Source organism: Hymenobacter siberiensis (assembly GCF_018967865.2).
Taxonomy (GTDB): Bacteria; Bacteroidota; Bacteroidia; order Cytophagales; family Hymenobacteraceae; genus Hymenobacter; species Hymenobacter siberiensis.
This window is the reverse complement of record NZ_JAHLZY020000001.1, coordinates 2,442,994-2,468,612: the sequence shown is the minus strand read 5'-3', so window position 1 is coordinate 2,468,612 and position 25,619 is coordinate 2,442,994. Positions and strand designations below refer to the sequence as shown.

Genomic DNA, 25,619 nt, shown 5'->3' with positions numbered 1-25,619 from the left:
AACCGCTACTTTTACAGGCCCGGCCGCAAATTCTCTACCTCCTGATGCCCACCCGCTACTACTCCCGCCTCGCCGCCCTGGCCGCCGACCCCGCCGCTGCGCCCGCTGACCAGCTCCCCAAGCTGCGCAAGCTGCTCGAAGCCGTGCTGCGCGACGACTGCAAGGCCCGGGAGTCCCCGTTCATCGACCTCAGCCAGGCCATCGGTCAGGCCGCCCACACGCACGAGCTGCCCGCCGCCCTGCGCCAGCAGCTCCAGGCCCTGCGCCTGGCCGCCAACCTGGTGGTGCACGAAAGCTACCCCGGTACGCCCGCAGAAGTCGCCAGTGGCTTTGCAGCCGTGGCGGCGCTGGTGCTGCACCTCACCGGTGCGGCCTACGCCGGCCCCGCGCTACCCCAGCCCCTGGCCGAAGCCGCCAACGGGCCCGCCGAAACCGTTGAGATAGCCACCGCTGCCCATATTCCCGAGGCTGCTGCCAGCACTACCTGGCGCGTGCGGGTGCTGCACGCCGACCTAGCCACCGGTACCCTCACCGTCGAAATGGCCGCGCCCGCCGATGGCCGCCCCGCCGGCCCCTTCGGCCTGGTGCTGCCCGCCGCCTACGAAAACGTGCTGCTGCTGGCCGCCACGCTGCATCCCACGCTGCACCTCATCGGCCCGGTGCTGCTGGCCGATGGCAGCGTGCGCGCCCGCCGCGTGGTGCTGGAACCCGACTACCTCATCAGCGTCACCACCATTGCCGAGTGCGCCCAGCGCGACGGCACCATCCCCGAATGGGCGCTGCTGAATGCGTTTTTGCCCGATGAAACCTCGCGCCCGCTGGTGCTCGGAAACCTGGTGAACCTGCTGCTGGATGAGGAAGTAAGCCACGCGGGGAGGAATGAAGAAATAAGAATTAAGCACGAAGAAGCTGCCCGCAAACAGCAGCTGGAGCGACTGGCGAAGCTGGCCGGCCACGATAGTGCTACCGCCTTGCCGGAAGCCGTCGATGCTCCCCAATTCGAGCTTACTGCTGATAATGAGCAGCTGACAGCCAAGGACTTCGACCTGGAAGCCTTCTTTAAGGGCCGGCTTTTTCGCTCGGCACCGCTCTCGCTCAGCACGCTGCCCGAGTTCCAGACCCGCACCGGCGTGCCCGAGCTGCTGAACGACCTGCGCCGCCATCACCGCACCCTGCGCGAAACCCGCGCCCTGGGCTTTGTGGCTGCCAGCCGCACCGGCTACCAGCAGGAACCCCTGCGTCTGGCCGACTGCTTCCTCGAACCCACCTTTCTGTCGGCCACCTACGGCCTACAGGGCCGGCTCGATTTGCTGCACGAAAGTAGCACCGGCTACGACCTCATTGAGCTCAAAAGCTCGACCAAAGTACCCCACGCCGAGCCCTGGACCAACCACGCCGCCCAGGCCCAGCTCTACCGTTTGCTGCTCGAATCGGTGTTTGGGGCCGATGGGGAAACGGCCGGCCGGGGCCGCACCAGCATTTTGTACTCCAACGCGGCCAGCGGCCAGCCCGCCGTGCGCCGCGTCGACCAGGACCAGGACCTGATTGACCGCCTGCTGTCAGCCCGCAACCAGCTCGTGGGCACCGAATTGCAGCTGGCCCGCGCCACCGGTCCCCGCCAAACAGCCGTGCTGCTGGCCCCCGTGCTGCACCCCAACCTCATGGCCTTGCCGTCCTTCGGCAAAGCCAAGGCCGAAAAAGTAGCCAACGCCTGGGCCGCCGCCGACCCCGTGGAGCGCGCCTACTGCCTGGAGCTGGCCCGCTTTTCGGCCCGCGAAATGCGCCTCACCCTGCTCGGCGACGAAGCCCGCCCCGGCGATGCCGGCGGCCAGGCCGGCCTCTGGCTGCTGCCCCAGGCCCGCAAGTATCAAAATTTCAGCCTGCTCGATGATTTGGAACTCATCGAAGACCACAGCGGCGCCCCCGATGATGCCCGCAACGGCCTCGGCCCGCACCTCATTTTCCAACGCCTCGCCGGTGGCCGCGAAGTAAACTTCCGGGCCGGTGATACGCTCATTCTTTACCCGCGTAGAAAAGCTGTTAGCTCCTTAGGTAACGAAGCTAATAGCCAGCAGCTATTAGCTAATAGCTTAACGGTTCTCGATGCTCAGGTAGTCAAAGTCGTGCTGGCCGAAGACCTCGGGGCCGATGGCCGCGTGGTGCTCAGCGTGCGCAACCGCCGCATGGCCCCGCGCTACCTGCTGGGCCACTCGCACTGGGCGCTGGAGCCCGATACTTACGACACCTTCCGGCGCGAATGGGCCGGCCTTTCGTCCTTCCTTGGCCTGAGCTCCGAGCGGCGGAAGCGCCTGCTGGCCCGCACCGGCCCGCGCGAGCCCGAGGACTGGAACCCCGCCGCCGCGCCCGCTACCACGGCCACCGAAGTGGTGGCCCGCGCCCTGGCCGCGCCCGACTGGTTTGTGCTCTGCGGCCCGCCCGGCACTGGCAAAACCCGCAGTGTGCTGCGTGAGCTGGCCGAAAAACTTTACAAAGAAGATAAGCAGGTGCTGCTGGCGGCCTATACCAACCGCGCCGTGGACGAAATCTGCGAGCAGCTGGTCGATGCGGGCCTGCCGTTTATTCGGGTGGGCTCGCGGCTGGGCACCTCGCCGCAGTACCGGCCGTACCTGCTCGATGCCATGATTGCCGACTGCGCCAGCCGCCAGACCGTGCGCGCCCGCCTCACGGGTACGCCGTTCTACGTGGGCACGGTGGCCAGCCTGCTGGGCAAGCCCGAGCTGTTCATGCTCAAGCAGTTCGATGTGGCCGTGGTGGACGAGGCCAGCCAGGTGCTGGAATCGCCGATGCTGGCCCTGCTGGCCAAGGTGAAGAAGTTCATCCTGATTGGCGACCACCGCCAGCTGCCCGCCGTGGTGGCCCAGGAGCCCGAAACCAGCGCCGTAGCCGCCGAGGTGGCCGATTTACTGCGCGAAAACCTCGGCCTCACCAACCTGCGCAATTCCTACTTCGAGCGCCTGTTCCGGCGGGCCGAAGCCAACTGGCCGCACGCCCACGGCACCCTCGCCGACCAGTACCGGATGCACGAAGAGCTGGCCGTGCTCGTCAACCAGGACTTTTATGAAGGCCAGCTGCGTTGCCCAATGCCCTGGCAGGCCGCGCCGCTCGACCGCGCCGCCTGGCCCGCCGCTGCCGATGATTTTACCGCTGCGCTCCGCCGCCAGCGCGTGGTTTTTGTACCCACCCTGCGTCAGCCCGAGGACTTGTCCATGAAGGAATCGGCCCAGGAAGCCGAGCTGGCCGCTCGCGCCGCCGCCTACGTGGCCCAAGGCTACGGCCTGGCTTTCAACCCCGAAACCACGCTCGGCATCATCGCCATCTACCGCAACCAGGCGGCGCGCATCCGGGCCCGGCTGGCCCAGCTGGCCGTGGAGTTGAGCCTGCCGGCCCTGGCCCAAATCAGCGTCGATACCGTGGAGCGCTACCAGGGCAGCCAGCGCGAGGTCATCATCGTGAGCTTCTGCTGCCACCACGAGCACCAACTGGAGCTCATGGTGTCGCCCGACGAAACCGGGCAGGTCGACCGCAAGCTCAACGTGGCCCTCACCCGCGCCCGCCAGCAGTTGGTGCTGCTCGGCAACGCGGAAATGCTGAGCCGCGCCCCCCACCACGCGGCCCTGCTGGCCCGGGTGCGGTAGCGCGGCTCCGCGTTCTTTTTTCGTTCTATCGCCAGATTGCGGGAGTGAATGACCCCACTGAGGCTGTCGTTCACCCCCGCAATCTGAATTACTTGATGTCTACCACTTCCACCTCAAAGCGCAGGGCCGTATTGGGCCCGATGGTGGAAGCGCCCTGCACCCCGTAGGCCAGCGCCGAGGGCAGCAGCAGCTCGGCCTTGTCGCCTTTGTGCATCAGGGCAATGCCTTCTTCGAAGCCCGTAATCAGCTGGCCGCGCCCAAAAGTGAAGCTCAGCGGCGTGTTGCCGTTGAGGGAAGAGGCGTCGAACACCGTGCCGGTCGCATCCATCAAATGCCCGGTATAGAGCACCGTTACCGTGTTGCCAATGGCTGGCCGCACCGCATTGGCGTTGGTCGTAACGGGCAAAAAGTAGAGCCCGGAGGCCTGTTTTTGAGCAGTGGTGATGTTTTTGGTAGTCAGGTAGCTCTTAATCAGGTTGTCATCGTACGTCGGTACGTCCACTACCTCCACCTCGAAGCGCAGTACTGAGTTTGCCGGAATGCTGCCCCTTTCCGTCGAGCCATAGCCCCGCGCGGAAGGAATCAGGAACTCCGCCTTATCTCCAACGTGCATCAACGAAACACCCTCATCGAAGCCCGGGATAATTTGGCCAACCCCTTGCACGAAGGTCAGCAGCGGGTTGCTGTGCTTGGAAGAAGCATCGAACACCGTGCCGGCCGCATCCAGCAAATGGCCGGTGTAGAGCACCGCTACCGACGAGCCGGAGGTGACTTTGGGTGCCGCCGTATTCGTTCTAATGGGCAGAAAGTACACGCCGGAAGGCTGTTTCTGAGCAGTTGTGATGTTGTTGGTGGCCAGGTATTGGGTGATAATGTCCTGGTCGATGCCGCTGTAGTCCTTCATCGCGGGGTCGTCTTTCTTGCACGCGGTGGTAAACAAGCCAGCCGAGGCCAGCAGGGTGATGAAGAAAAGGCGCGTTAGTACGGCGGAAAAATAAGGTTTCATAGGCTGATTTTTGGAGTAAAAATAACGCATTAATGGTCGGCACAACACGGGATAGTTTTTCGGTGTTCGTGTTTTTTAGCGCGGCAAAGCGGCGGGCTGCCGTCGTCTCTGCCGGCAGATTGGGCCGATTAGGCGCTCAATGCCCAGCATCAGCCCTATTCCCAGCGTGTAGGCCAGCAGGTCGGCCCACTCAAAATGGCTGCCCAGCACGATGCGTGTCAGCCGCCAGTGTTGCCAGCCCAGCCAGGCAGGCAGCATTGCATATTGCAGTGATTCAATCAAATAGGATATAAGCAGAACGCCCAGCGCCACTTTCTTCGGCGGGGCGGAAAGCAGGCCCCGGGCAAGACAATAGAGAAAAATGGTGGCCAGAAAATCGCCGGCGTACGGCCGGATGATTTTATCGTGTGCAAACAGGGCGATAAGAATTTCCAGCAGGAATAATAAGCTGGCGACCAATAAATAGTGCTTTTGGATGCGAATCATGGGCTGGGTACAAGGCTGGTGCCGTACCATTTGAGCGGGCTGCCGACGAACAGCCAGCAGCCCGCCTGGTCGGATAGTCGCTAAGTGCACCGGGCAGCGGCGGGTGGGTTGGAATGCCACCGCTGGTTCGGCCAGCGCCACCGGCGCGGCATCCAGGGCCTGAATCCGGGCCCGATACGCCGCTGGCAGCATGGCATTCCGGGTCCACTGGCTCACCCGCCAGTGCCGCGTATGGCGGTAGAAAGCCACGGCTGGGGCTATATAAAAGCCGGCGGGCAGCTGCAAGAGCTGCCGTACTCCGGCCGGTGCCACCAGGCCCTGCACCAGGCGTAGCAGGTGATAGCGCGGGCCGCCCAGGTGCCTGCGGTATTGCACGTACAAGTCGGCGGTGTAGTGGCTGGCGGCTGTGTCGCGGGCAAGGTGCTGCTGGCGGGCCACCCGCCATTCCGGGTAGGATGTGGGCAAATCGGGCACGCCCATGCGCTGCCCCACGCGGCAGAACACCGTCACAATTTCCTCGCGCTCGGCATCGGTCATGGGCCGTTCCAGCACTTCAAACGCCCGCATGGAATAGCCGATGAGCATAAACAGCACGTCGCGGTAGGCCCAGGCCGGGATGGCCTGGCCGCGCCGCGCCTCCACAGCCGCGTGGATGGCGGCAATGCTGTCGATGGCCCGCTCGGCCCCGGCCCGGTCAGCAAACACGATGCGGCGGGCATAGTCAACCGTGGAAAAGAGCCGCGCCAGCGGGTCGGCGGGCAGGCGGCCGGTGAAGTAGAGCCAGTCCACGGCCTTGTTGAGCGCGAACTCGGCCGCTGCCCCGGCAAAGATGAACAGCACCGTATCGGCCGTACCCCAGATGCGGCGCACGATGGAATTGGGGGCTACGAAGTGATTCATATCGTATTTCTAATAGGACTTACGCACTCGACTATACAAGTGCTTGAATGATTGGCTTTTGGAGCAGCTGCCGCAGGTAGGGTGCCCATTGCTGTTGGTGCGCCTGATAAATAGTTTGCCCCATGCGGCGGGCGTGTTGACGCAGCGATACCCAGGCCAAGTAACAACAGGCCAAGTGGTTGCGTTGCGCCATCTCCTTTCGGCACTGGCACTTCTCTGACCCCGTCAACTGTTTGAAGCTGCGGTGAAACTCCTCGACCTGCCAACGCACCTGCACGGCTTCAATCACCATTTCGCGGGTCAGATGAGCAGCCAAGTGGTTGGTAATAACCCATTCAATGTCGCCGTTCGTGGCCACTAGCTTGAAGAGTTTTACGCCAAAGGGCACTTCTTTCAGGCGCACTTCCACGCCCTGACTCCAACCGCCGGGCGGCGGCTCCAGCGTAGTCAGGCCTTGGTAGCCGCTTTCTTTGGCCAGGCTCACCAACCGGTTGCTTTTCAGGGTCGTGAAAAACGTCCAACCGGCACGATGAATGCGTTTCAAATTCGTGCTGCCCGCATACCAGGAATCAAATAAAATGGTGCGTGCCAGTAGTTTGCCCTCCGCCACAACCTGGTCAAACATGGCCAGAAAATGGTCGTTTTTCGTCTGTTCGTCTTGGTCGGGCGCGTAGATGCGGTAATCCAGGGGGAGGAAATCCCCGGCTTCGCCGCTGCTATGCACCAAATTGACCAGCCCAATGCCGGTGACCATGCCGTGCACGTTGCCCGAATACTGCCGCTTGGCCAGGGCGATAAAGCGGCTGTAGCGTTTGTCTTGTACGCTGTCGTCGACGAGCAGAAAAGCCTCCGGCGAATCGTGGAGCAAGGGCTGAACTAATTCGCGCAACTGGTTGACTGGCAGTGTGCTCATGCGCAAAAATCGATTCACCTGGTCGTGGCTTACATCGGGCAGATGGGCGGCCAAATGCGTGCAGGTGTAGTTCGTGGGCGTACTGAGCAGGTACTCGCTGTAAGCGGTTTGGGTCAGCATGAGCGGGCGGTTTTGCTTAAAGTACCCCAAAATGCGTAAGTCCTATCTAAACAACTCCACTAAAAAACAAGTGTGAAAAGTCTGATTGTGTGAAGGATTGGTTTGAGAATGATGTGGCCTACGCATATTTTTGAGTATTCCTTTTCATACAGGCAAGCCAACCGTCCGCAACCTATGAAGCGCACTTTCCCCTCGCTGCTATGTGCCGCTGCCATTTTATGTGCTGGTTGCAAAAAAGATGAAATTGCGGAGCCTGCTTGCAATGACCATTGTACCACCATTAGCGGCCGCTTCACTACCGATAACCGGACTGCACCCATCGCCGGCCTCCCGGTGCAGATAATCTGGGTGAAGTGGGCCGGCGCATTTTCGGCCAAAACCCGCACTAAGGCTCACGCAACCACGAATGGCCAAGGCGATTACCGGCTCAATTTCTATCTTCAGGACGATGAACTGACAGACGGATATTTTGAAATTGTCTATTCAGCCGATGCTGGCAAATACGTGGTGGGACGCGACCAGATAGGGGCCTCGTGGCTTGAACTAAGCCGTGATACGACAATCATCAGTAATTGGCTGCTGCCGCGCAAAGCCTTCGTGCATCCCGTCATCACAAACGCGGCGCAGATTATAGGGGACTATTGGGGGGAGTATTCCTTTGCAACGGGCAGTTACCAGAGAGGCAGTCGCTTCACGTACGGCGTGGTGTTTACCTTCAATCATTTGCCTGTTTCCGATATTGAGGTAGCGGCCAACCAGCCCGTTGACTTGAAAACGTACAAGCAGGTGAACGGCCAATTGGTGACCGTGCACGACACCGTCAGGCTGGCACCGGGTGCTACTTATGAGCACCGCGTTACCTATTAAGCAGGTCCGGTAGCGGTTGTTTTGCCGTCGCCACCTTCGGCCGCTTGTAGAAATACAGTATCAGCAGGGGCAGGAGCGTCAGCTCGGCCACCACGCCGAAGAGCAGCGTGAGGCCAATGAGCAGGCCGACGTAGAACGTGCCGTCGAACTTCGAGAACAGCAGCGTGGAGAACCCGCCCACCAAAATCAGCGAGGTGGTGATAACGGCTTTGCCGGCCAGCAGGTACGTGTAGCGCACGGCCTTGAAAATATCCGGCTCCTTACCCAGCGTAAGTCGTAGCTTGCTGATAAAGTGAATGGTATCGTCAACCGCAATGCCGAAGGCGATGGTGAAAATGATACTCGTGCTCACCTTCATGTTCACGCCGGCCAGGCCCATCACGCCGGCCACGATGATGATGGGCAGCAGGTTGGGAATGAGCACCACCAGGGTCATGCGGAAGGATTTGAACAGCGCCAGCACAATGAGCGTGACCATGGCAATGTCGATGGCCATGCCCTGAATCATGTTGAGCGTCAGGTTCTCGTTGTTCTTGTCGATAAGGTTGGACGAGCCCGTGAGGCGGGTGCGTAGCACGGTGGTGTCGGTGCTGGTGCGCAGGTAGCGGCGCAGGGCAGCGTTCAGCTTATCGGCCCGGATGCTGCCCACGTCGGCCATGCGGCCGGTGAGGCGGCCGGCCGAGCCATCGGGTAGGGCCAGGGCGCTGAATTCAGGCTTTTTGCGGAACTGGCGGAGCTTGCTGCGCAGGCTTTTCAGCTCGAGCGTATCGGTAGGGAGGCGGTATTCGGCCAGGCCGCCACCATTTAAGGCCTTCCGCACTGATTTCACCAGCGTGACGGGCGAGGCGGCGAAGCGCAGGCCGTAGGTACTGGCCAGGTAGCCTTCGATTTGCTCGGTCTGGCGCAGCACGGCCAGGTCGTAGATATCGCGGCCGGGGGCTGGTTTCAGCTCCAGCTCAAAGGGCCGCACGCCGGCAAACTGCCGGTCGAAAAAAGCAAAATCCTGCCGCACGGGGTCGCTCTTGGAAAGGTCATCGAGCAGCGAGGAATTGATGTGCACCCGCGTGGCCAGCCCGATGGAAACCGCCAGCACCAGCCCGCTCACCGTGAAAATCAGCCGCCGCCGTACCAGCACCTGCCGGAACAGGCGAGAGAGCACGCCGTCCCAGCTGTGGCCCTGGCGGCGCGGCTCGCGCAACTGGGGCTTGCCCAGCAGCACCAGCATGGCCGGCAGCAGCGTGAAGCTGAGGATGAAGGCCAGAATAACGGCCACGCCCGTGAACAGCCCGAAGTTGTGAATGGGCCGGATGGTGCTGGTCATCAGCGTAAAAAAGCCCAGGCTGGTGGTGAGCGCCGATAGCCCCGACCCAAACCCTGATTCCTTGATGGTGATGCGCAGGGCATCCCTCTTGCTGGCCCCGTAGCCCAGCTCGCTCACGTAGCGGCTGATAATGTGGATGGTATCGCTCATGCCCACCACGAAGAGCATGAGCGGGAGCAGAGCCGTCATTAAATCGATGGTGACGCCAAACGCCGCCATGATGGCCAGGCCCCACGAAATGGCCCCCAGCACCACCACCAGCGGCAGCACCACGCCCCACCACGTTCGGAACGTGAGCCAGAGCAGCCCGGTGACGAGCAGTACCGACAGCGACATGAACACCACCAGCTCCCACTTCAGCCTATCCACAAACACGGACTGGGCCACTATGCGGCCCGCGAAATGCACCTGCGCGTCGGGAATGTGCAGGCGGGCCAGGCCGCTGCGCAGGGCCGTGAAGAGGGAGTCGCCGGGCGGCTTTTCGAGGTCGGGGGTGAGCTGAAGCACCAGCGTCAGGGCGCGGGCATCGGGGCTGAACACGTTACCGATGAGGCCCGGCGTGCGATAAATCAGGGTAGAGTCGGCGGCGCGGCGGGCGGGGTCGGCGCGGTAGGTTTCGGGGTGCAGGTAGGGCACGCTGAACACGCCGAGGCCCTCGACTACGGTGTTGGCCAGGGTGGTGGGAGAGGTGACGTGCCGCACGTCCTTTTGCCGGGCGGCCAGGCGGGTCAGGGAATCGACCTGGGCCAGGAAAGCGGGGTCGAACACGGTGCGGCCGGCGGGGGCTTCCACGCCCAGCAGTAGGTAGTCGTTGTCGTTGCCGAAGCGCTGGGTGTAGCCCTGGTAGTAGTCCAGGTCGGGGTCGCCGGCGGGGTAGAAGTCGTTGAAATTGTAGTTGAACCGCAGCTGGGCAACGAAGAACGCGCTCAGGGCCGTGAGCAGGCCCAATGCGAGCAGGGTGATGTGGGCGTAGCGGCGAAGGGACATCGGTGGGCCTCGCGCCCCGGCCCCGCCGGGCGGGACCCAGGCGGGCGGCAACTAGTGAGCAACAGGAGAAAAAACTTCCACCCGCCCCGCCCTTGAAAACAGGCGGCGGGTGTGTATCTTAGGGTTGAAAACCGTGCGTTTTCCCTTTTTGTTTCCCTCACCCCATTTCGTTTTCCATGAAAAAGACCCTGCTTGCCCTCGCCCTGTTTGCCTTCGCCGGCAGCACCGCTTTTGCCCAAGAAGGCCCAGCCAAAGCCGAAAAGAAAAATAAGAAAGAAGCTTGCGCCATGAAAGGCGGCATGGCCGCCGGCTCGTCGTGCTGCATGAAAGGCGCCAAAACCGCCGCCGTGAAGCCCGTCGCCAAGCCGGTGGCTGTCGTTAAGCTGTAGTTGCTGTCGGCTTCGGCCGCCGCTGACTAATAAAAAAGCCGCCTCGGGAACGAGGCGGCTTTTTTATTAGTCAGAAATTCATAAGTTTACCCACTTTTCTATCAACCCCTAAGTTCATGGAGCTTATTGACCAACTAACCAATCTGGCATCGCGTGCCCAGAAGCAGATTGCGCATATTCAGACCGAAGAAGCCACAAAAACGGCGTTGGTAATGCCATTCATCAATGCCCTCGGCTACAACGTATTTGACCCCACGGAAGTAGTGCCGGAGTTTATTTGTGACATTGGCACGAAGAAGGGGGAGAAGATTGATTATGCCATCATGCGCGATGGCAAGCCAATCATTCTAATTGAGTGCAAGCACGTTGGCAGCGACCTCAATATCAATCATGCCAGCCAGCTGTTTCGGTACTTCCACGTAACGGAAGCGCGGATTGCTATTCTTACCAATGGTCTTGTTTATCGGTTATTCACCGATTTGGAACAGGCCAACAAAATGGATGAGCGGCCTTTTTTGGAATTCGACCTCGCCAGCTTCAATGAAAACGATGTTGCTGAAATCAAAAAACTCAGCAAAGCTAGTTTCAATATTGAGGACATGCTTTTTGCCGCATACAACCTCAAATACATGCGGGCTTTTAAAAAATACTTCGATGAGCAATTCACTCAGCCTTCGGCCGATTTTATAAATTTCGTGTCGAAGCAAGTGTACGAGGGCGTGTTGACACCCAAACTCAAAGAGCAATTCAGTATTTTGGTGCACCGTTCGTTCCATCAGTTTCTGAATGATAAAATAGCTATGCGGTTGCGGTCAGCGATGATTGATACCAGTGGACAGAGCTTATTGGTGAACGATGTGCCAGCAGCACCGATAGTGCAAACGACTATTAGCGCTGACACCGACGGCAAGGAAAAGGACATTGAAACTACCGTTGAGGAAACGGAAGGATTCATGATTGTGCGGGCCATCCTGCGCAAAACTGTTCAAGTGAATCGGGTGGTGATGCGGGACGTGCAATCGTACTGTGGCATTTTGTTGGACGATAACAATCGCAAGCCCATTTGCCGGCTTCATTTCAACAGCAGCAAAAAGTATGTAACGCTGTTTGATATTGAAGGAGGTGAGCGAGTTGACATCACCTCGCTGGACGACTTATACGGCATGGCTTCCCGCATTCGAGCCGCTGTGCAAAAGCACGAAACGAAAGTGGCTGTTTAGTATAACATCCATCGAAGCTGTTTAGAAAGTCCCCGAACGGTCATGCTGCGCTGCGCGCAGCATGACCGTTCGGGGACTTTCTAATAGGACTTACGCACTTCAAAAGCTATGTAACCTGAAAATCAACGACTTGCATTCAAGACGCATATTTGTTATATTGCTGTTTTTCAGTTTGTTAGTGTTTCAACTGCGTAAGTCCTATCTAAACAACTCCATCATTTTCCACACAAAGCAAAGCTGCTCAATCGGGCAGCTTTCTTTGTTTTTGGGATTTTCATTCCATGCGCCAACATCCACGGCGACCCCGGCTCCACGCACGGCCACCAATGGCGCTTCTGAACCATCGCCCCGAAGGTTTGTAGCAATAGGGCCAATAACGTTGCTATATGTCTCTCTCGCCGGCCGAAACCCTCCTGCTTTTCCCCCATCAACTCTACGACGAGCACCCGGCTCTGCAACCCAGCCGCCCGGTGGTGCTCCTTGAAGAACCCCTGTTTTTCACCCACTTTCGGTTTCATCAGCAGAAGCTGGTGCTGCACCGGGCCAGTATGCAGGCCTACTGGCGGCGGCTGGAAGCGCGCGGGTTTACCTGCCAGTACGTGGAGGCGCGGCAGCCCGCCGCCGATGTGCGCCAGTGGATTGCCCAGGCCTCGGCCGCCGGATTGCGCGAGCTGCACGTCATCGACCCGGTGGACGACTGGCTGAGCCGGGGCATCTCAAAGGCGGCCCAACTGGCCGGAATCGACCTTACGGTGCATCCTAACCCCAATTTCCTGAATGAGCGGGCGGACGGTGATGCTTTTTTCGCGGGGCGTAAGAAGTATTTCCAGACCGATTTCTACGTGGCCCAACGCAAGCAGCGCCGCCTGCTGCTGGAACCCGACGGGCAGCCCACCGGCGGCAAATGGACGTTTGATACCGACAACCGCGAGAAGTTTCCCAAAACCGAAACCGTGCCCGCGCTGCCCTGGCCCGCGCCCACGGCCGAGGTGAGCGAGGCTATTACTTACGTTGAAACCCACTTTGCGGACCACTACGGCCGGGCCGCCGATTTCCGCTACCCCACCACCCACGAAGCCGCCCAGGCCTGGCTGGCTAATTTTCTGGCGCACCGGCTGGCCAAGTTTGGCGTGTACGAAGATGCCCAGGTGGCCCGCGAGCCGGTGCTCTACCACGCCCTGCTCACGCCCATGCTGAACATTGGTCTGCTCAACCCGCAGCAGATTATTGATGCGACGCTCGCCCACGCCGCCCGCCACGACGTGCCCCTGAACTCGCTGGAAGGCTTTCTGCGGCAGATAGTGGGCTGGCGCGAGTTCATCCGCCTCGTGTATGAGCGGGAGGGGCGCAAGCAGCGCACCCGCAACTTCTGGGGCTTCGAGCGCCGGATTCCGCCCGCGTTCTGGACCGGCACCACGGGTATCGGGCCGGTCGATATCGTGATAAAGAAAGTGCTGGCCGGTGCCTACAACCACCACATCGAGCGGCTGATGGTGATAGGCAACTTCATGCTGATCTGCGAGTTCGACCCCGACGAAGTGCACCGCTGGTTTATGGAAATGTACATCGATGCCTACGATTGGGTGATGGTGCCCAACGTGTACGGCATGACCCAATTTGCCGATGGCGGCCTGATGACCACCAAGCCGTACATCAGCGGTAGCAACTACCTGCTGAAGATGGGCGACTGGCCCAAGGGCGACTGGCAGGCCACCTGGGACGGCCTGTTCTGGCGCTTCATGCACGTCAACCGCGACTTTTTTACCACTAATCCCCGGCTGGGTATGCTGGTGAAGATGTTCGACAAGATGAGCGAAGCAAAGCGGGACGCCCACTTAGCCCATGCGGAGGCCTTTCTGGCGCAATTGGACGCCTGGAACGAAGAATCGTAGCGCAAAAAAATGACTAAGTAGGAGCCGGCCGGCATTCGCCCGCCGTCCGCCCCCGTCCGCGTTTTATCTTTGCCTCCCCATGATTCAATACCAAGCCCTCCTCCGCCAGATTCTCGATACCGGCACTCTTAAGACGGACCGAACTGACACTTGCACAATGTCTATTTTTGGGCATCAAATGCGGTTCAATCTGGCTGACGGCTTCCCGCTGGTCACTACCAAGAAGGTACACCTTAAAAGTATCATCCATGAACTACTCTGGTTTTTGAAAGGAGATACCAACATTGCCTATTTGCAGCAGAATGGCGTAAAAATTTGGAATGAATGGGCCGATGCCAATGGTGACCTCGGCCCCGTGTACGGTTACCAGTGGCGCTCCTGGCCCGACGGTCACGGCGGTCACATCGACCAGATTTCGCAGATTATTCAGCAGCTCCGCACCAATCCCGACTCGCGCCGCATGGTAGTTTCGGCCTGGAACGTGGCCGACCTGCCGGCCATGAAACTGCCCGCTTGCCACGCCCTGTTCCAGTTTTACGTAGCCGATGGCAAGCTCTCGTGCCAGCTCTACCAGCGCTCGGCCGACGTGTTTCTGGGCGTGCCGTTCAACATTGCCAGCTATGCGCTGCTCACCCTCATGGTGGCCCAGGTAGTGGGCCTGCAACCCGGCGAGTTCATCTGGACCGGCGGCGACACCCACCTCTACAGCAACCACCTGGAGCAGGCCCGCCTACAGCTGGAGCGCGAGCCCAAACCGCTGCCCCGGATGCTGATAAACCCCGACGTAACGGATATTTTCGGCTTTCAATATGAGGACTTCAAGCTGGAGAATTATGAGCCCTGGCCGGCGATAAAAGCGCCGGTAGCCGTATAGGCGGCATGAGAAACCGCGCGCTAAGGTTGGCATGGCTGGGTAGCGCGCTGTTGGCGGCCGGCACGGCGCATGCCCAATACGCCGCGCCGGGCTTTCCCATGCTGCCGCAGGGCCGCCTGCCCGTGACCAAAGCGGTAGCGAAGCTACAGTCGCCCATTCTGCCCCGTTTCTGGCACGAAGCCGACCCGGGCAAGCTGGCGGCGGGCCGCACGCAGTTTTTCGAATTTGTATCGGAACACGCCAAATTTCCGGAGGCCGCCCGGCCCACGCCCAACCATCCCGAAGTCCCGCTGCCCACCGGCCGGCTGCTGGTGCGCGTACTGGTGCGGCCCGACGGCTCGGTGCGCCAGCCGCCGCGTATCACCAAGCGCGAGCTGGCGCTGCCCGAAAGCGCTTACCCGCCTAGTGCCATTCAGGCCCTCGACGCGGAGGCGCAACGGGTGCTCGGGGCTTTGCGGTTCGTACGGTCTAAGTCGGTGCAGGATTCGCTGGTGGTACCCATACGGTTTATCGCGCAGTGAGCGTTAGGAGTTTAGGCGCGGCCTCGAATGGCAGTGAAATATATCTGATTAAGCTACTGTTACTTTTTTGTCTGATTTGGAGCTTTACTGTGCAGGCGCAGAGCAGCGGCAACTCATATTCTGCGCCGGGAATGCCGCTGCATTTGCAGCACGGCGTGCCAGTAGTGCCAGCGCGGTCCATAAGGAAGACAGCCGCTGCAGAACGACTCCATTCGGTGCCGAAAGCTTCACCCATACTAGCTCGTTTTTGGCACGAAACAGATTCGGGAGCCCGGCAGGCAGGATATGCTCAGTTTATTCGTACGATTCAGCATCTGACCAAGTACCCGGTTCCGGCGCTACGTGCTCAGACGGAAGGGCGCATTTTTGTCAGGGCCATCATTTCGGCCGATGGAATACCGGCAAAAATTGAGGTCGTTAAGCGAAATATGACTGCCGGAGCTTCTGAAGAATCATTGAGTTTGTTGGATGCGGAATCAATACGAGTGATTAAGTCGATGAAATTTGAACCTAAAGCCAACGGGGCCGACACGGTTACTGTGCCAATGGGGTACTTTATTCAGTAGCCTGACCCAAATTCATCAAAATGGTAATCAGTCCATTGTGAATAGGTTTGTAGGCTGTGCCAGCTACTGAATGTACTATTCTCACCGCCGCCACATTAGCCGTGAAAACGGCGTCGGCGGCCAATAGCTCTTCTCTAAAAAACAACCCTTCCCGGCACTCCATACCCGCCGCCCGCGCTGCCCGCAGCACCTGCGCCCGGCGCACGCCCGCCACGCAGCCCGTTTCGAGCGAAGGCGTAAACAGCACCTCATCTTTCAGCCAAAAAATAGCCGCCGCGCCCGCCTCTGCCACATGCCCGGCCGCATCGCAGAGGATGATTTCATCGAGCCCGCGCTGCTGCCGTTCGTGCGCGGCCCGCACGTAGAGCCACGACTGCGGGCCTTTGCAAAAGCTTAGCGGCGAATGAATAGAGTGGTTTTCGACGGCAAAATCAGCATTCGCGATGGCTGAGTCCTCAGGCAAGAAAGCTTCGGCGGTGGCCAGCCATTCGGCGGCGTCGGTGGTGGGGGTGTAGCGGCCGCCGCCGGTGCGCCAAAGCTGCAGGCGCAGGCGGGCGGCGGGTAGCTGGTTGGCGGTAGCGAGGCGGGTCAGGGTCGCTTCTAACGCTTCGGGGGTGGCCAGGGCGGCGGGCAGCGTGAGGTACAGGGCGGCGGCGGCCTGTTGCATGCGGGTGTGGTGGTCGGCGGCGAGGTGCAGGCGGCCTTCGGCAAAAATCAGGGTTTCGAAAAAGCCATCGCCAAAAGCCAGGCCGCGGTTGGGCAGGGGCAGGGTGGCGGTGGGCAGCAGGATATCATTCAACAAGAGCATAGGTGCAAGGTAGGACAGCTGCTGCCCGGACACAAAAAAGGGCAAACCTGCAGGTTTGCCCTTTTTTCAAAGAAGCCTATTGGCAATTACTGCACCTGAATGCGGCGCGTAACTGCTCCTTCGGGGTAGCTCACGCGCAACAGGTACGTACCGGTAGGCAAGCCTTCGAGGGCCAGCGTGGCCGGGGCCGCGCCGCTGATGGGTTGATGGCGTACGGTGCGGCCGAGCACATCGAGCAGGTCGAGGGCCTGCGGATGCGAGCTGCCATCGGGAGCCACGGTAAGCGTGCCATGGGCAGGCACGGGCCAGGCTAAAGTACGGTCGGCTAAAGCCTTAGGAGCAGCCGCGTGCAGCACGTTGGTAGCAACGATGCGAGCTGCCGCAATGCTTGGTGCTCCGCTCAGGCTGGAAAACGTACCGCCCGCCACAATGGCGCCATCAGGCTGCACCAGCAGCGTGTTTACGGTGCTGTTAGGTGTAGCAGTGGCCGCGTACGTGCCATCGGCGGCACCAGTGCTGAGCAACCGGGCCAGGTTGCTGGGCAAATTTGCACTAGAGAAGCTGCCGCCTAGCAAAATACGATTATTGGGCTGCAGCAGCACCGAGTAGATGGTGCCAGTAGAAGTAGGGGGCACAAAGCCGGCATCGAGGGTGCCGCCGGGGTTCAGGCGGACAATATTGGCACGGGCAGTACCGGCATAGGCCGTAAAGCTGCCACCTACCAGCACGTTGCCATCGGGCTGCACGGCTAGAGCGTGAGGACAATAAAAGATTTATTTATTTATCTAAGCCAATCTAGCGTAGCACCAATATACCAAAAGGCGAGGAAGGAAACGGCGGTTTTTTCGTAGCGGGTGGCCAGGCGGCGGTATTGCTTGAGGCGGCCAAAAAAGCGCTCGACTTTGTTGCGGTCGCGGTAGGTTTCTTCGTCCATTGCCAAGGGTTCTACCCGGTTGGGATGGCTGGGAATGACGGCTTCGATGCCCCTTTCGGTGCAATAGGCGCGGGTTGCGTCGCTGTCGTAAGCCGTGTCGGCCAGCACTTTGCCCGGCTGCAGGTCCGCCAGCAAGGGCAGCGCCTGCGGGCTGTCGCCCGCCTGGCCTTCGGTCGCAATCAGCCGCACGGCGTTGCCCAGCGACTCCACGCAGGCGTGAATTTTGGTGCCGATGCCCCCGCGGCTGCGTCCGAGGCACTCGGTGGCGGCGTTACTTTTTTTTGGCCCGCTGAATGCTGGTGCGCCCGCACGACGGTCGAATCGAGCATGACCCAGTCCAGTTCGGGGGCTTGCAGGGCCTGGAAGGCCCGCTCCCAAACCCCTTTGGTCGCCATGCGCCGGAAGCGCTTGCACACGGTGTTGAATTTGCCGAAGCGTTCGGGCAGGTCGGCCCACGGGCAACCGGTGCGCATTATCCACACGACCGCGTTGAAAAACAAGCGGTTGTCTTTGCCCGTTACCCCGCAATCCGTGGCTTTACCCGACAAAAGGGGACTCACCGCCAGCCATTGAGCATCGCTAATCTCATGTCTTCTCATAAATAATTTCTTCGTTATAAACGATTGCCAAAGCAAAGGTAATTGTCCTCACGCTCTAGGCTGCGAAGCGTAGCGCTGGTACTTGTGAAGGCGCTACCGGTGAAACTTGCATCGATTGCGCCGGTGCTCTCGAGGCGCACCAATGTCCGAATGGCAGTTGTGCCGCCTGCCGGAATCGCCGAGCCGGCAACCAGCAGCTTGCCGTCGGGTTGCTGGGCCATGGCCTGAAAGGCCGTCAGACGTCCCGAGCCGGTGGTGTTCAGCACAAAGGAATTATCGGGCGCACCGGTGGGCATTAGCCGAAACAGGCCCTGCGTATTAGCGGGTGCACCATTGAGGCTATAAGCTGACCCACCAACCAGAATGCGGCCATCGGCCTGCAGCAGCAGCCGGGTGAGGGTGCTGCCAGTCAGGCTGGGGGCAGTGAAGGTATTATCGGGGATGCCCGTGGCCAGGAAGCGTTGGACCGAAGCACGCGTAGCCGCCACAATACGTCCATCGGGCTGCAATGCGAGGTCAACAACGGGAGTAGAGATGCCCACCGAAGAGCTGAAAGTTGCGTCCAGCGTTCCGTTTACATTCAGGCGAGCCATGCTCCGGCTGACCTGGCCCCCGACCTCGTAAAATGAGCCCCCAATCACGAGTTTACCATCCGGCTGGCGCACCACGGCAGCTGCGATGCCATTATTTTGGAAAATGGGTTGAAAAGCCGGGTCAACTGCACCGGTGCTGGTGAGTTGCAGTAATTGCCGGTCTGTTACGCCATTAAAACTGGTAAAGGAGCCCCCGACCAGAATATTGTTGTTGGCCAGTACCCTCACGGTGCGGGAATTGCCGTTGGGGCCGGTGCCCATCTGGAAAGTGGCATCGACCGTGCCGTTGGGGTTGAGGCGGGCCAGCGACGGCAGAGTCGAGGCATTGATAGGAGCACTCAGTACCAGAATCTTCCCATCGGACTGCAGCGCAAAAGGCGAGGCAAAGCCGGAGTAGATGTAATTAGGGTACGGTGCGGTAGGCGTATACGCGAAGGTGTTGTCGAGGCTGCCATCGGGCATGAGGCGCAACAAGTTATCGTAGCTGCCACCGGCTACCAGAATCCGGCCATCGGCCTGCACGGCTATTTGGGCCGCTTCTTCGTTGGTACGCAGGGCGGCCGCAAAAGTGGGGTCGAAGCTACCGTCGGTGTTCAGCCGTGCAAGTCCATTAGCTGGATTTCCGTTATAGCTGAAAAAATAGCCGTTGATGAGAATTTTACCGGTGGGTAAAACCGTGATACCCTCAATTTCATCAGTGCTACCGCTGCCAGCATTAAAGGTGGCATCAACTGTCCCTGAGGCGTTGAGCCGCACGATGTTGCCTGTAGTAACGCCATTGAAAGCACTAAACGAGCCCACTACAATGAATTGGCCATTGGCAAGCTGGGCCGCATGGTTAATGTTCCCTCCCGCCGGGCCAGTGCCTGCATCAAAGGTGGCGTCGGCCGTACCGGTTGCGTTCAGGCGTAGTAGCCCGGTGCGTGTCACGCCATTGGCTATTATCGGGTTGCCAACTCCTAAGTAAGAAACCAGCATCAATTGTCCATTGCTAAGCGCCTCTACGCCGCGAGTAGTCACTCCCGTACCCAGGTTCTGCTGAAATGCTGCATCCAGCGTACCATTGGTATTTAAGCGCACTACGGAGCTCGTAGTAGTGCCATTGACCCGGCTGTAAGCGCCCGATACAACGAGCTTGCCATCGGCCTGCTGCAATGACGAGTACACATCACCGGAATTGTAAATACCTGCTGGCGTAAATACAGGGTCCACGGTTTGGGCTGTCACCGGCTGCCATAATAGAGCCATTGCACCAAATGCGTAGTTAGCGTTGCTATAGTTGAGCTAATATTCACAACGCATTGACCAATAAAATGCTTTGAACAAGGCAAGTTATGAGGAGGCTGTTGTAACTATTTGAGCAGCCAGTAAATCATTTCACTGAATCCTGGCGCTGGAAAGGGCCTTCCGATTCAGCAATCGACACATGTTTTTTTAAGCTCAACCATAGCAACGCTAACTACGCATTTGGTGCAATGACCCTATATAATTTATTGAGCAGTTTATAGACTCGATTAAGGTTAAGTAGATGGGGTTGTTTAGAAAGTCACAAAAGGTACTCAACCGGTCATGCAGCGCGCAGCGCAGCATCTTGCTCGCCTCGTTGAACGGGCCTGACGATGCGAGCAAGATGCTGCGCTGCGCGCTGCATGACCGTTCGGGGACTTTCTAAACAGCTTCGATGAATTGTATTGAAGCTGTTTAGAAAGTCGGGTCTTTTGCGGGTCTATCATTCTGAGCGCGGCGAAGGACTTTCTTACACTTAAATGAGGCTATGCAGCCGCGATAAGGTCCTTCGCCACGCTCAGGATGCCCATAATATTGACTTTCTAAGAAGCTTTATTACACCAACGCAAACTTCTTGCCCGGCAGCGCCCGCACCACGCCCCGAAACTCCAGCCCCAGCAGCAGCGAAGCCACGGCGTGAATGGCCAGCTGGGCTTTCCAGGCCAGGTCGTCCATCTGGGCTTCGCGGCCCGTGGCCGCAGCCAACACGCTGATGAGGGCAAATTCCTCGACCGTAAAGTCATCGGCCGAGTAAGAAGGCGCCGGCTTAAACTTGCCGGACTGGTGCAGGGCCGCGTCCCAGTTCAGGAGCTGCTCCAAATCGAGCGGCTCCTGATAAAGCGCTGCTTTGTTGCTCTTGATAAGGGTATTGCAGCCTTCGGAGGCGGCCGAGCCCAGATTGCCGGGCACGGCCAGCACGTCGCGGTCGTAGCTCAGGGCCAGCTCGGCGGTGATGAGGGCGCCGCCCTTTATGGCCGCTTCCACTACCACCGTGCCATCGGATAGCCCGGCAATGATGCGGTTGCGGGCCGGGAAGTTGTAGCGGTCGGGCGGCGTACCGAATGGGAATTCGGTGAGCAGGCCGCCCTGCTCTCGCATTTTTTCGGCCGTTTTGCGGTGCGCGGCGGGATAAATAATATCGAGTCCGGTGGCCATCACGCCCACGGTATCCAGGCCTTCCTGCAGGGCAGCGCGGTGGGCCATGATGTCAATTCCGTAGGCCAGGCCGCTGACTACCAGTGGCTGATGGGGCAGCAGTCCTCTCACGATGCGCTCAGTTTGCTCGCGCCCGTAGTCGGTGGCCTGGCGGGTGCCCACGAGGGCCACAATTTTTGGCGCGTTTAGGTCGGCCGTGCCCTGGTAGTAGAGGATGGCGGGCGCATCGGCAATCTGCTTGAGGCGGCTGGGGAAGCGCTTGCTGGTGTAGAACAGAATTTCTACGCCTTCTTTTTCGGCCTTTCGCAAGTCCATTTCGGCCTTGCGGAAGGCTGCTTCGCGTGCATTGCCTGTGAGGATAGCCACGGTGGCCGCGCCCACACCAGGAATGCGGCGCAACTTGCCCGGCGGCATGGTAAGCACGGTTTTGGCCGCGCCTCCGTAGCTCATCAATTGCCGCGTGAGCTGTGGGCCAATGCCGGGTAGCAGCGTGAGGGCCAGCTCGTGGAAAAGGGTGTCGTTGGTCATCGGGTAACCTTACTCGGGCCGGGCCACGTCGAGCTCCTTCTTCAAACTCACCAGAAAGGCCCGCACCTTTTCCAGGCTCTGCACCACATCAATCTTCTCCTTCAGCTGCGGGCCTTTTTGCTTGAGCATGTCGCGGGCACCAGGAATGGTGTAGCCGCGCTCCTTCACAAGGTGGTAGATGGTACGGAAAATCTCAATATCCTGCGGCGTGTAGAGGCGGTTGCCCTTCTTGCTGCGGCGGGGATGCAGCTCGTCGAATTCGGTTTCCCAGAAGCGCACCAGCGACTCGGCCACCTTAAACTGGGCGGCGACCTCGCCAATGGTAAAGTACTGTTTCTCGATGCTGCGCTCTTTATACGGCATATGGCTACCTTTGCTATTCAGCCGAAAAGTACCTAAAAAAACCGCATCTGCCGCTATTTCGGCCGCTGTGCTCCTCCATAATATGTCACTTCCCACCGCTTCCCACGTCCGCCAGCAGTTTTTGGACTTCTTCGCTTCCAAAGGCCACCACATTGTGCCATCGGCCCCGATTGTAGTGAAGGACGACCCCACGCTGCTGTTTATCAACTCGGGCATGGCTCCGTTCAAGGACTATTTCCTGGGCAATAAGCCTGCTCCTTATAAGCGCATCGCTGATACGCAGAAGTGCCTGCGCGTGAGTGGTAAGCACAACGACCTGGAGGAAGTAGGCTACGATACGTATCACCACACCATGTTCGAGATGCTCGGCAACTGGTCGTTTGGCGATTACTTCAAAACCGATGCTATTGCCTGGGCCTGGGAGCTGCTCACTGACGTTTATAAGCTTGACAAAGACCGGCTTTATGTAACCTATTTCGAAGGCGATGAGGGTGATAAGCTCGCCGCTGATTCGGAAACGCAAAATCTTTGGCGGCAATACACCACCGACGACCGGATTTTGCCCGGCAATAAGAAGGACAACTTCTGGGAGATGGGCGAGACTGGCCCCTGCGGCCCCTGTACCGAAATTCACATCGACCTGCGCTCCGATGAGGAGCGGGCGGCCACGCCCGGCCGCGACCTTGTGAACGCCGACCACCCGCAGGTAGTGGAGGTGTGGAACAACGTATTCATGGAGTTTCAGCGCCTGGCCGATAAGAGCCTGGTGAAGCTGCCGGCCCAGCACGTTGATACCGGCATGGGCTTCGAGCGGCTGATGATGGCGGTGTCGGGCGTGAAGTCTAACTACGATACCGACGTTTTTCAGCCCCTCATTCAGTTCATTGCCAAGGAAGTAGGGGTGGAGTACCACGGCACGGCCCCGGCTAAAGTGACCGACCAGCCGACCACCGAAAATGAGAAAACCGACATCGCTATTCGGGTAATTGCCGACCACATCCGTACCATCGCCTTCACCATTGCCGACGGTCAGCTGCCCAGCAACGTGAAGGCCGGCTACGTCATTCGCCGCATTCTGCGCCGGGCCGTGCGCTATTCCTTCTCGTCGTTGAATCAAAAGCAGCCCTTCCTGTTCAAGCTCGTACCCGTGCTGGCCGAGCAGATGCGCAACATCTTCCCCGAGCTGAAAGCCCAGACGGCTTTCGTGCAGCGCGTGATTGAGGAGGAGGAAATTGCCTTCCTGAAAACGCTGGAAACCGGCCTGCGCCGCCTCGACGCGCTGGAAGAAGCAGCCCGCGCCAACGGCGGCATTATCGACGGTAAAACCGCCTTCGAGCTGTCCGATACGTTCGGCTTCCCGCTCGATCTCACCGCCCTCATCGCCCGCGAAAAAGGCCTGACCGTGGACGAGGAAGGCTTCCAGAAGGAGCTGGCCCAGCAGAAAAACCGCAGCCGCAATGCCCAGGAAACCGAGCAGAGCGACTGGGTAACGGTGGCCGATTCGGAGGAGCAGCCCGCCTTCGTGGGCTACGATTTGGACGAGGCCCCGGCCCGCATCCTGCGCTACCGCAAGACCACCGCCAAGGGCAAAACCGAGTATCAGCTGGTGCTCGACCAAACTGCCTTCTACGCCGAAAGCGGCGGGCAAATTGGCGATACCGGCTACCTCGAATCGCCGCTGAGCAAGGTGCGCGTGATTGATACGAAGAAGGAAAACGACCTCATCGTGCACACCGTGCTGGAGCTGCCGCAGGACCTGACGGCCGATTTCCTGACCATCCCCGACGCTGCCCGCCGCACCCAGATTCGCCAGAACCACTCGGCCACGCACCTGCTGCAGGCCGCCCTGCGCGAGGTGCTGGGCAGCCACGTACAGCAGAAAGGCTCGCTGGTGAACGAGAAGCTGCTGCGCTTCGACTTCTCGCACTTCACGAAAGTGACCGAGGCCCAGCTGCGCGAGATTGAGCAGCTGGTGAATGCCCGCATCCGTCAGCAAATTCCGCTGGTGGAGCGCCGTAACGTGCCCATCGCCGAGGCCAAAGACCTGGGCGCCATGGCCCTGTTCGGCGAGAAGTACGGCGAGTTCGTGCGCGTCATCACCTTTGACCGCGACTTCTCGGTGGAGCTCTGCGGTGGCCTGCACGTACCCAACACGGGCACCATCGGCTACCTCAAAATCACGGCGGAAAGTGCCGTGGGCGCGGGCGTGCGCCGCATTGAGGCCGTGACCGGCCTCGGGGCCGAAGCCTACGTCGACCAGCAGCTCGACCTGCTCAACCAGGTGCGCGAAACCCTCGGCAACCCCCAGCACCTGCTCACCAGTCTGGAGAAGCAGAACGAGGAAATTGCCACCTTGCGCAAGCAAATTGAGCAGTTTGCCCAGCAAAGCATCAATCAGCAAAAGGACCAGCTGGTGGGCCAGGTGAAGGAGCTGAACGGCGTGAATTTCCTGGCCGCGCAAGTGCAGGCCGGCTCGGCTGAATCCCTCAAAACCCTGGCTTTCAACCTGCGTCAGGCCGTGCCGAACCTGGTGGCCATCCTCGGCGCTGAAATCGACGGCAAGCCCCAACTAGCCGTGATGCTGGCCGATGAAATTGCCCAGGCCGGCAAGCTCAACGCCACCACGCTGGTGCGCGAGCTGGCCAAGGAAATCCAGGGCGGCGGCGGCGGGCAGCCGTTCTTCGCCACGGCCGGCGGCAAGAACGCGGCCGGGCTGGCAGCGGCTATTGCCAAGGCGGAAGGGTTGATTGCCGCGAAATAGTGAGCAACTAAACTCCGTAAGCAATGAAATTTAAATGGATTGCCTGCTGTGTTGCGGGGCAGTTGTTGGGGGCTGGCCTGGCGTTGGGCCAGACCAGCCCCACCTCGGCGACCAGCCCCACCCGAGAGAGTGCGCTCGGGGCAATCCCGCCTAAGCGCGTATCGTACATTGGGGCCAAAGGTCAGAAGGTTGCCTCGGCGGAGAAGGCCGACCACCGCGAAGAACTGGTGTATCGCGACAGCATCGGGGGCAACCTGCGCGTTTACTATCCGTCGGGTAACTTGCGCCGGGTGGTCCCTTATCTGCACTTCGGGCGGGGCGTGAAGTACGGCGTAGAAACCAGCTTCTACGAAACGGGCGAAGTGAAGAGCCGGTGCGAATACAGAGTTTTGCCAGTGGGTGCCTACGAACAGTTTTACCGCGATGGTAAAATTCGCTCGCGTATCTATCTGGCTGGCGACTCAACTGGCAAAGCCGTCAATAGTGAGGGGTATTTGCCAGATGGTACGCCGGCAACGGAGAGCACGGCAGTGCCGGAAAAAATGCCCACCTACCGGGGCGGCGGCAGCGATGCTATTGTGGCGGCTATTCAACAAGGAGTACGCTATCCGGCAGCGGCATTAAGGGCGCAGGTACAGGGCAGGGTATTTGTGACTTTTATGGTGGATGATGCGGGTTTTATTCGCAATTCCCAAATAGTCACATCACCTTCCCCGCTTCTGAATGCCACTGTTCTGCAATCAGTGGCCTCGCTGGGACGCCTCACGCCGGGCGAGATTTCCGGCGATACGGTGGACGTGTTTTTCACTGTTCCGATAACTTTTTCGATTCAGTAGGAAAAAAGCAATACTTTTCAAGCGTCTAAACTGACTC

The 25,619-nt window shown here is 59.6% G+C and carries 19 protein-coding genes and 1 pseudogene; 10 read left to right on the top strand and 10 right to left on the bottom strand.

Features of this window, described 5'->3' with window-relative positions; all coding sequences use genetic code 11:
• Positions 1-44: 44 nt before the first annotated feature.
• Positions 45-3,656, top strand: a complete 3,612-nt coding sequence (locus tag KQ659_RS10930) for a DEAD/DEAH box helicase (RefSeq protein WP_216688766.1) — start codon at positions 45-47, stop codon at positions 3,654-3,656.
• 88 nt (positions 3,657-3,744) lie between these two features.
• Here KQ659_RS10930 and KQ659_RS10925 read toward each other — a convergent pair whose 3' ends face one another.
• The 3 genes from KQ659_RS10925 to KQ659_RS10910 all read right to left on the bottom strand — a co-directional run bounded on the left by KQ659_RS10925 (position 3,745) and on the right by KQ659_RS10910 (position 7,081).
• Complete coding sequence (locus tag KQ659_RS10925) at positions 3,745-4,662, bottom strand: FKBP-type peptidyl-prolyl cis-trans isomerase (RefSeq protein WP_216688767.1); 918 nt, start codon at positions 4,660-4,662, stop codon at positions 3,745-3,747.
• Between the two features lie 75 nt (positions 4,663-4,737).
• Positions 4,738-6,048, bottom strand: a complete 1,311-nt coding sequence (locus tag KQ659_RS21815; protein ID WP_216688768.1) for a DUF2809 domain-containing protein — start codon at positions 6,046-6,048, stop codon at positions 4,738-4,740.
• A 31-nt stretch (positions 6,049-6,079) separates the two neighbouring features.
• Entirely contained in the window at positions 6,080-7,081 is a 1,002-nt protein-coding gene (locus KQ659_RS10910; protein ID WP_226915530.1) for an IS701 family transposase, read from the bottom strand.
• 174 nt (positions 7,082-7,255) lie between these two features.
• On the opposite strand from KQ659_RS10910, the gene KQ659_RS10905 reads away from it, so the two are divergent.
• Positions 7,256-7,948 carry a hypothetical protein gene (locus KQ659_RS10905; protein WP_216688769.1) on the top strand — a complete coding sequence of 231 codons (693 nt, stop codon included), beginning with the start codon at positions 7,256-7,258 and terminating at the stop codon, positions 7,946-7,948.
• Here the strand turns inward: KQ659_RS10905 and KQ659_RS10900 are convergent.
• Entirely contained in the window at positions 7,938-10,256 is a 2,319-nt protein-coding gene (locus KQ659_RS10900; RefSeq protein ID WP_216688770.1) for an efflux RND transporter permease subunit, read from the bottom strand. The genes KQ659_RS10905 and KQ659_RS10900 overlap by 11 nt on opposite strands.
• 176 nt (positions 10,257-10,432) lie before the next feature.
• On the opposite strand from KQ659_RS10900, the gene KQ659_RS10895 reads away from it, so the two are divergent.
• From KQ659_RS10895 to KQ659_RS10870, 6 genes are all read left to right on the top strand, one after another.
• On the top strand, positions 10,433-10,645 hold the full coding sequence (locus KQ659_RS10895) for a hypothetical protein (protein WP_216688771.1): 213 nt from the start codon (positions 10,433-10,435) through the stop codon (positions 10,643-10,645).
• Between the two features lie 116 nt (positions 10,646-10,761).
• Positions 10,762-11,865: a type I restriction endonuclease gene (locus KQ659_RS10890; RefSeq protein ID WP_216688772.1), complete on the top strand. Its 1,104-nt coding sequence runs from the start codon at positions 10,762-10,764 to the stop codon at positions 11,863-11,865.
• A 386-nt stretch (positions 11,866-12,251) separates the two neighbouring features.
• On the top strand, positions 12,252-13,757 hold the full coding sequence (locus KQ659_RS10885; protein WP_216688773.1) for a cryptochrome/photolyase family protein: 1,506 nt from the start codon (positions 12,252-12,254) through the stop codon (positions 13,755-13,757).
• Between the two features lie 79 nt (positions 13,758-13,836).
• Positions 13,837-14,631 carry a thymidylate synthase gene (locus KQ659_RS10880; protein WP_216688774.1) on the top strand — a complete coding sequence of 265 codons (795 nt, stop codon included), beginning with the start codon at positions 13,837-13,839 and terminating at the stop codon, positions 14,629-14,631.
• A gap of 26 nt (positions 14,632-14,657) precedes the next feature.
• Positions 14,658-15,152 (top strand): hypothetical protein, encoded by a 495-nt coding sequence (locus KQ659_RS10875; RefSeq protein WP_216688775.1) that lies wholly within the window; start codon positions 14,658-14,660, stop codon positions 15,150-15,152.
• 131 nt (positions 15,153-15,283) lie between these two features.
• The gene (locus KQ659_RS10870) at positions 15,284-15,718 is read left to right on the top strand and encodes an energy transducer TonB (protein WP_216688776.1); all 435 of its coding nucleotides are present in this window, start codon (positions 15,284-15,286) and stop codon (positions 15,716-15,718) included.
• Here KQ659_RS10870 and KQ659_RS10865 read toward each other — a convergent pair.
• The 6 genes and pseudogenes from KQ659_RS10865 to KQ659_RS10840 form a co-directional block, all read right to left on the bottom strand.
• Positions 15,708-16,526, bottom strand: a complete 819-nt coding sequence (locus KQ659_RS10865) for an aminotransferase class IV (RefSeq protein WP_216688777.1) — start codon at positions 16,524-16,526, stop codon at positions 15,708-15,710. The two genes, KQ659_RS10870 and KQ659_RS10865, sit on opposite strands and share 11 nt — an antisense overlap.
• 86 nt (positions 16,527-16,612) lie before the next feature.
• Positions 16,613-17,272, bottom strand: a complete 660-nt coding sequence (locus KQ659_RS10860) for a T9SS type A sorting domain-containing protein (protein WP_216688778.1) — start codon at positions 17,270-17,272, stop codon at positions 16,613-16,615.
• A 38-nt stretch (positions 17,273-17,310) separates the two neighbouring features.
• Positions 17,311-18,032 (bottom strand): annotated as a pseudogene (locus KQ659_RS10855) (IS5 family transposase); the annotation flags it as partial.
• 41 nt (positions 18,033-18,073) lie between these two features.
• Positions 18,074-19,864, bottom strand: coding sequence for a delta-60 repeat domain-containing protein (locus tag KQ659_RS10850; protein WP_226929937.1), 1,791 nt, complete (start codon positions 19,862-19,864; stop codon positions 18,074-18,076).
• A gap of 630 nt (positions 19,865-20,494) precedes the next feature.
• Positions 20,495-21,622 carry a DNA-processing protein DprA gene (gene dprA, locus KQ659_RS10845; protein WP_216688780.1) on the bottom strand — a complete coding sequence of 376 codons (1,128 nt, stop codon included), beginning with the start codon at positions 21,620-21,622 and terminating at the stop codon, positions 20,495-20,497.
• 9 nt (positions 21,623-21,631) lie between these two features.
• A complete protein-coding gene (locus tag KQ659_RS10840) occupies positions 21,632-21,985 on the bottom strand; it encodes a MerR family transcriptional regulator (RefSeq protein WP_216688781.1) in 354 nt (117 codons plus the stop codon).
• 82 nt (positions 21,986-22,067) lie between these two features.
• Here KQ659_RS10840 and alaS point away from each other — a divergent pair, with 82 nt between their 5' ends.
• Positions 22,068-24,746: an alanine--tRNA ligase gene (alaS, locus tag KQ659_RS10835; protein ID WP_216688782.1), complete on the top strand. Its 2,679-nt coding sequence runs from the start codon at positions 22,068-22,070 to the stop codon at positions 24,744-24,746.
• A gap of 23 nt (positions 24,747-24,769) precedes the next feature.
• Complete coding sequence (locus tag KQ659_RS10830) at positions 24,770-25,582, top strand: energy transducer TonB (RefSeq protein WP_216688783.1); 813 nt, start codon at positions 24,770-24,772, stop codon at positions 25,580-25,582.
• Positions 25,583-25,619 lie beyond the last annotated feature (37 nt).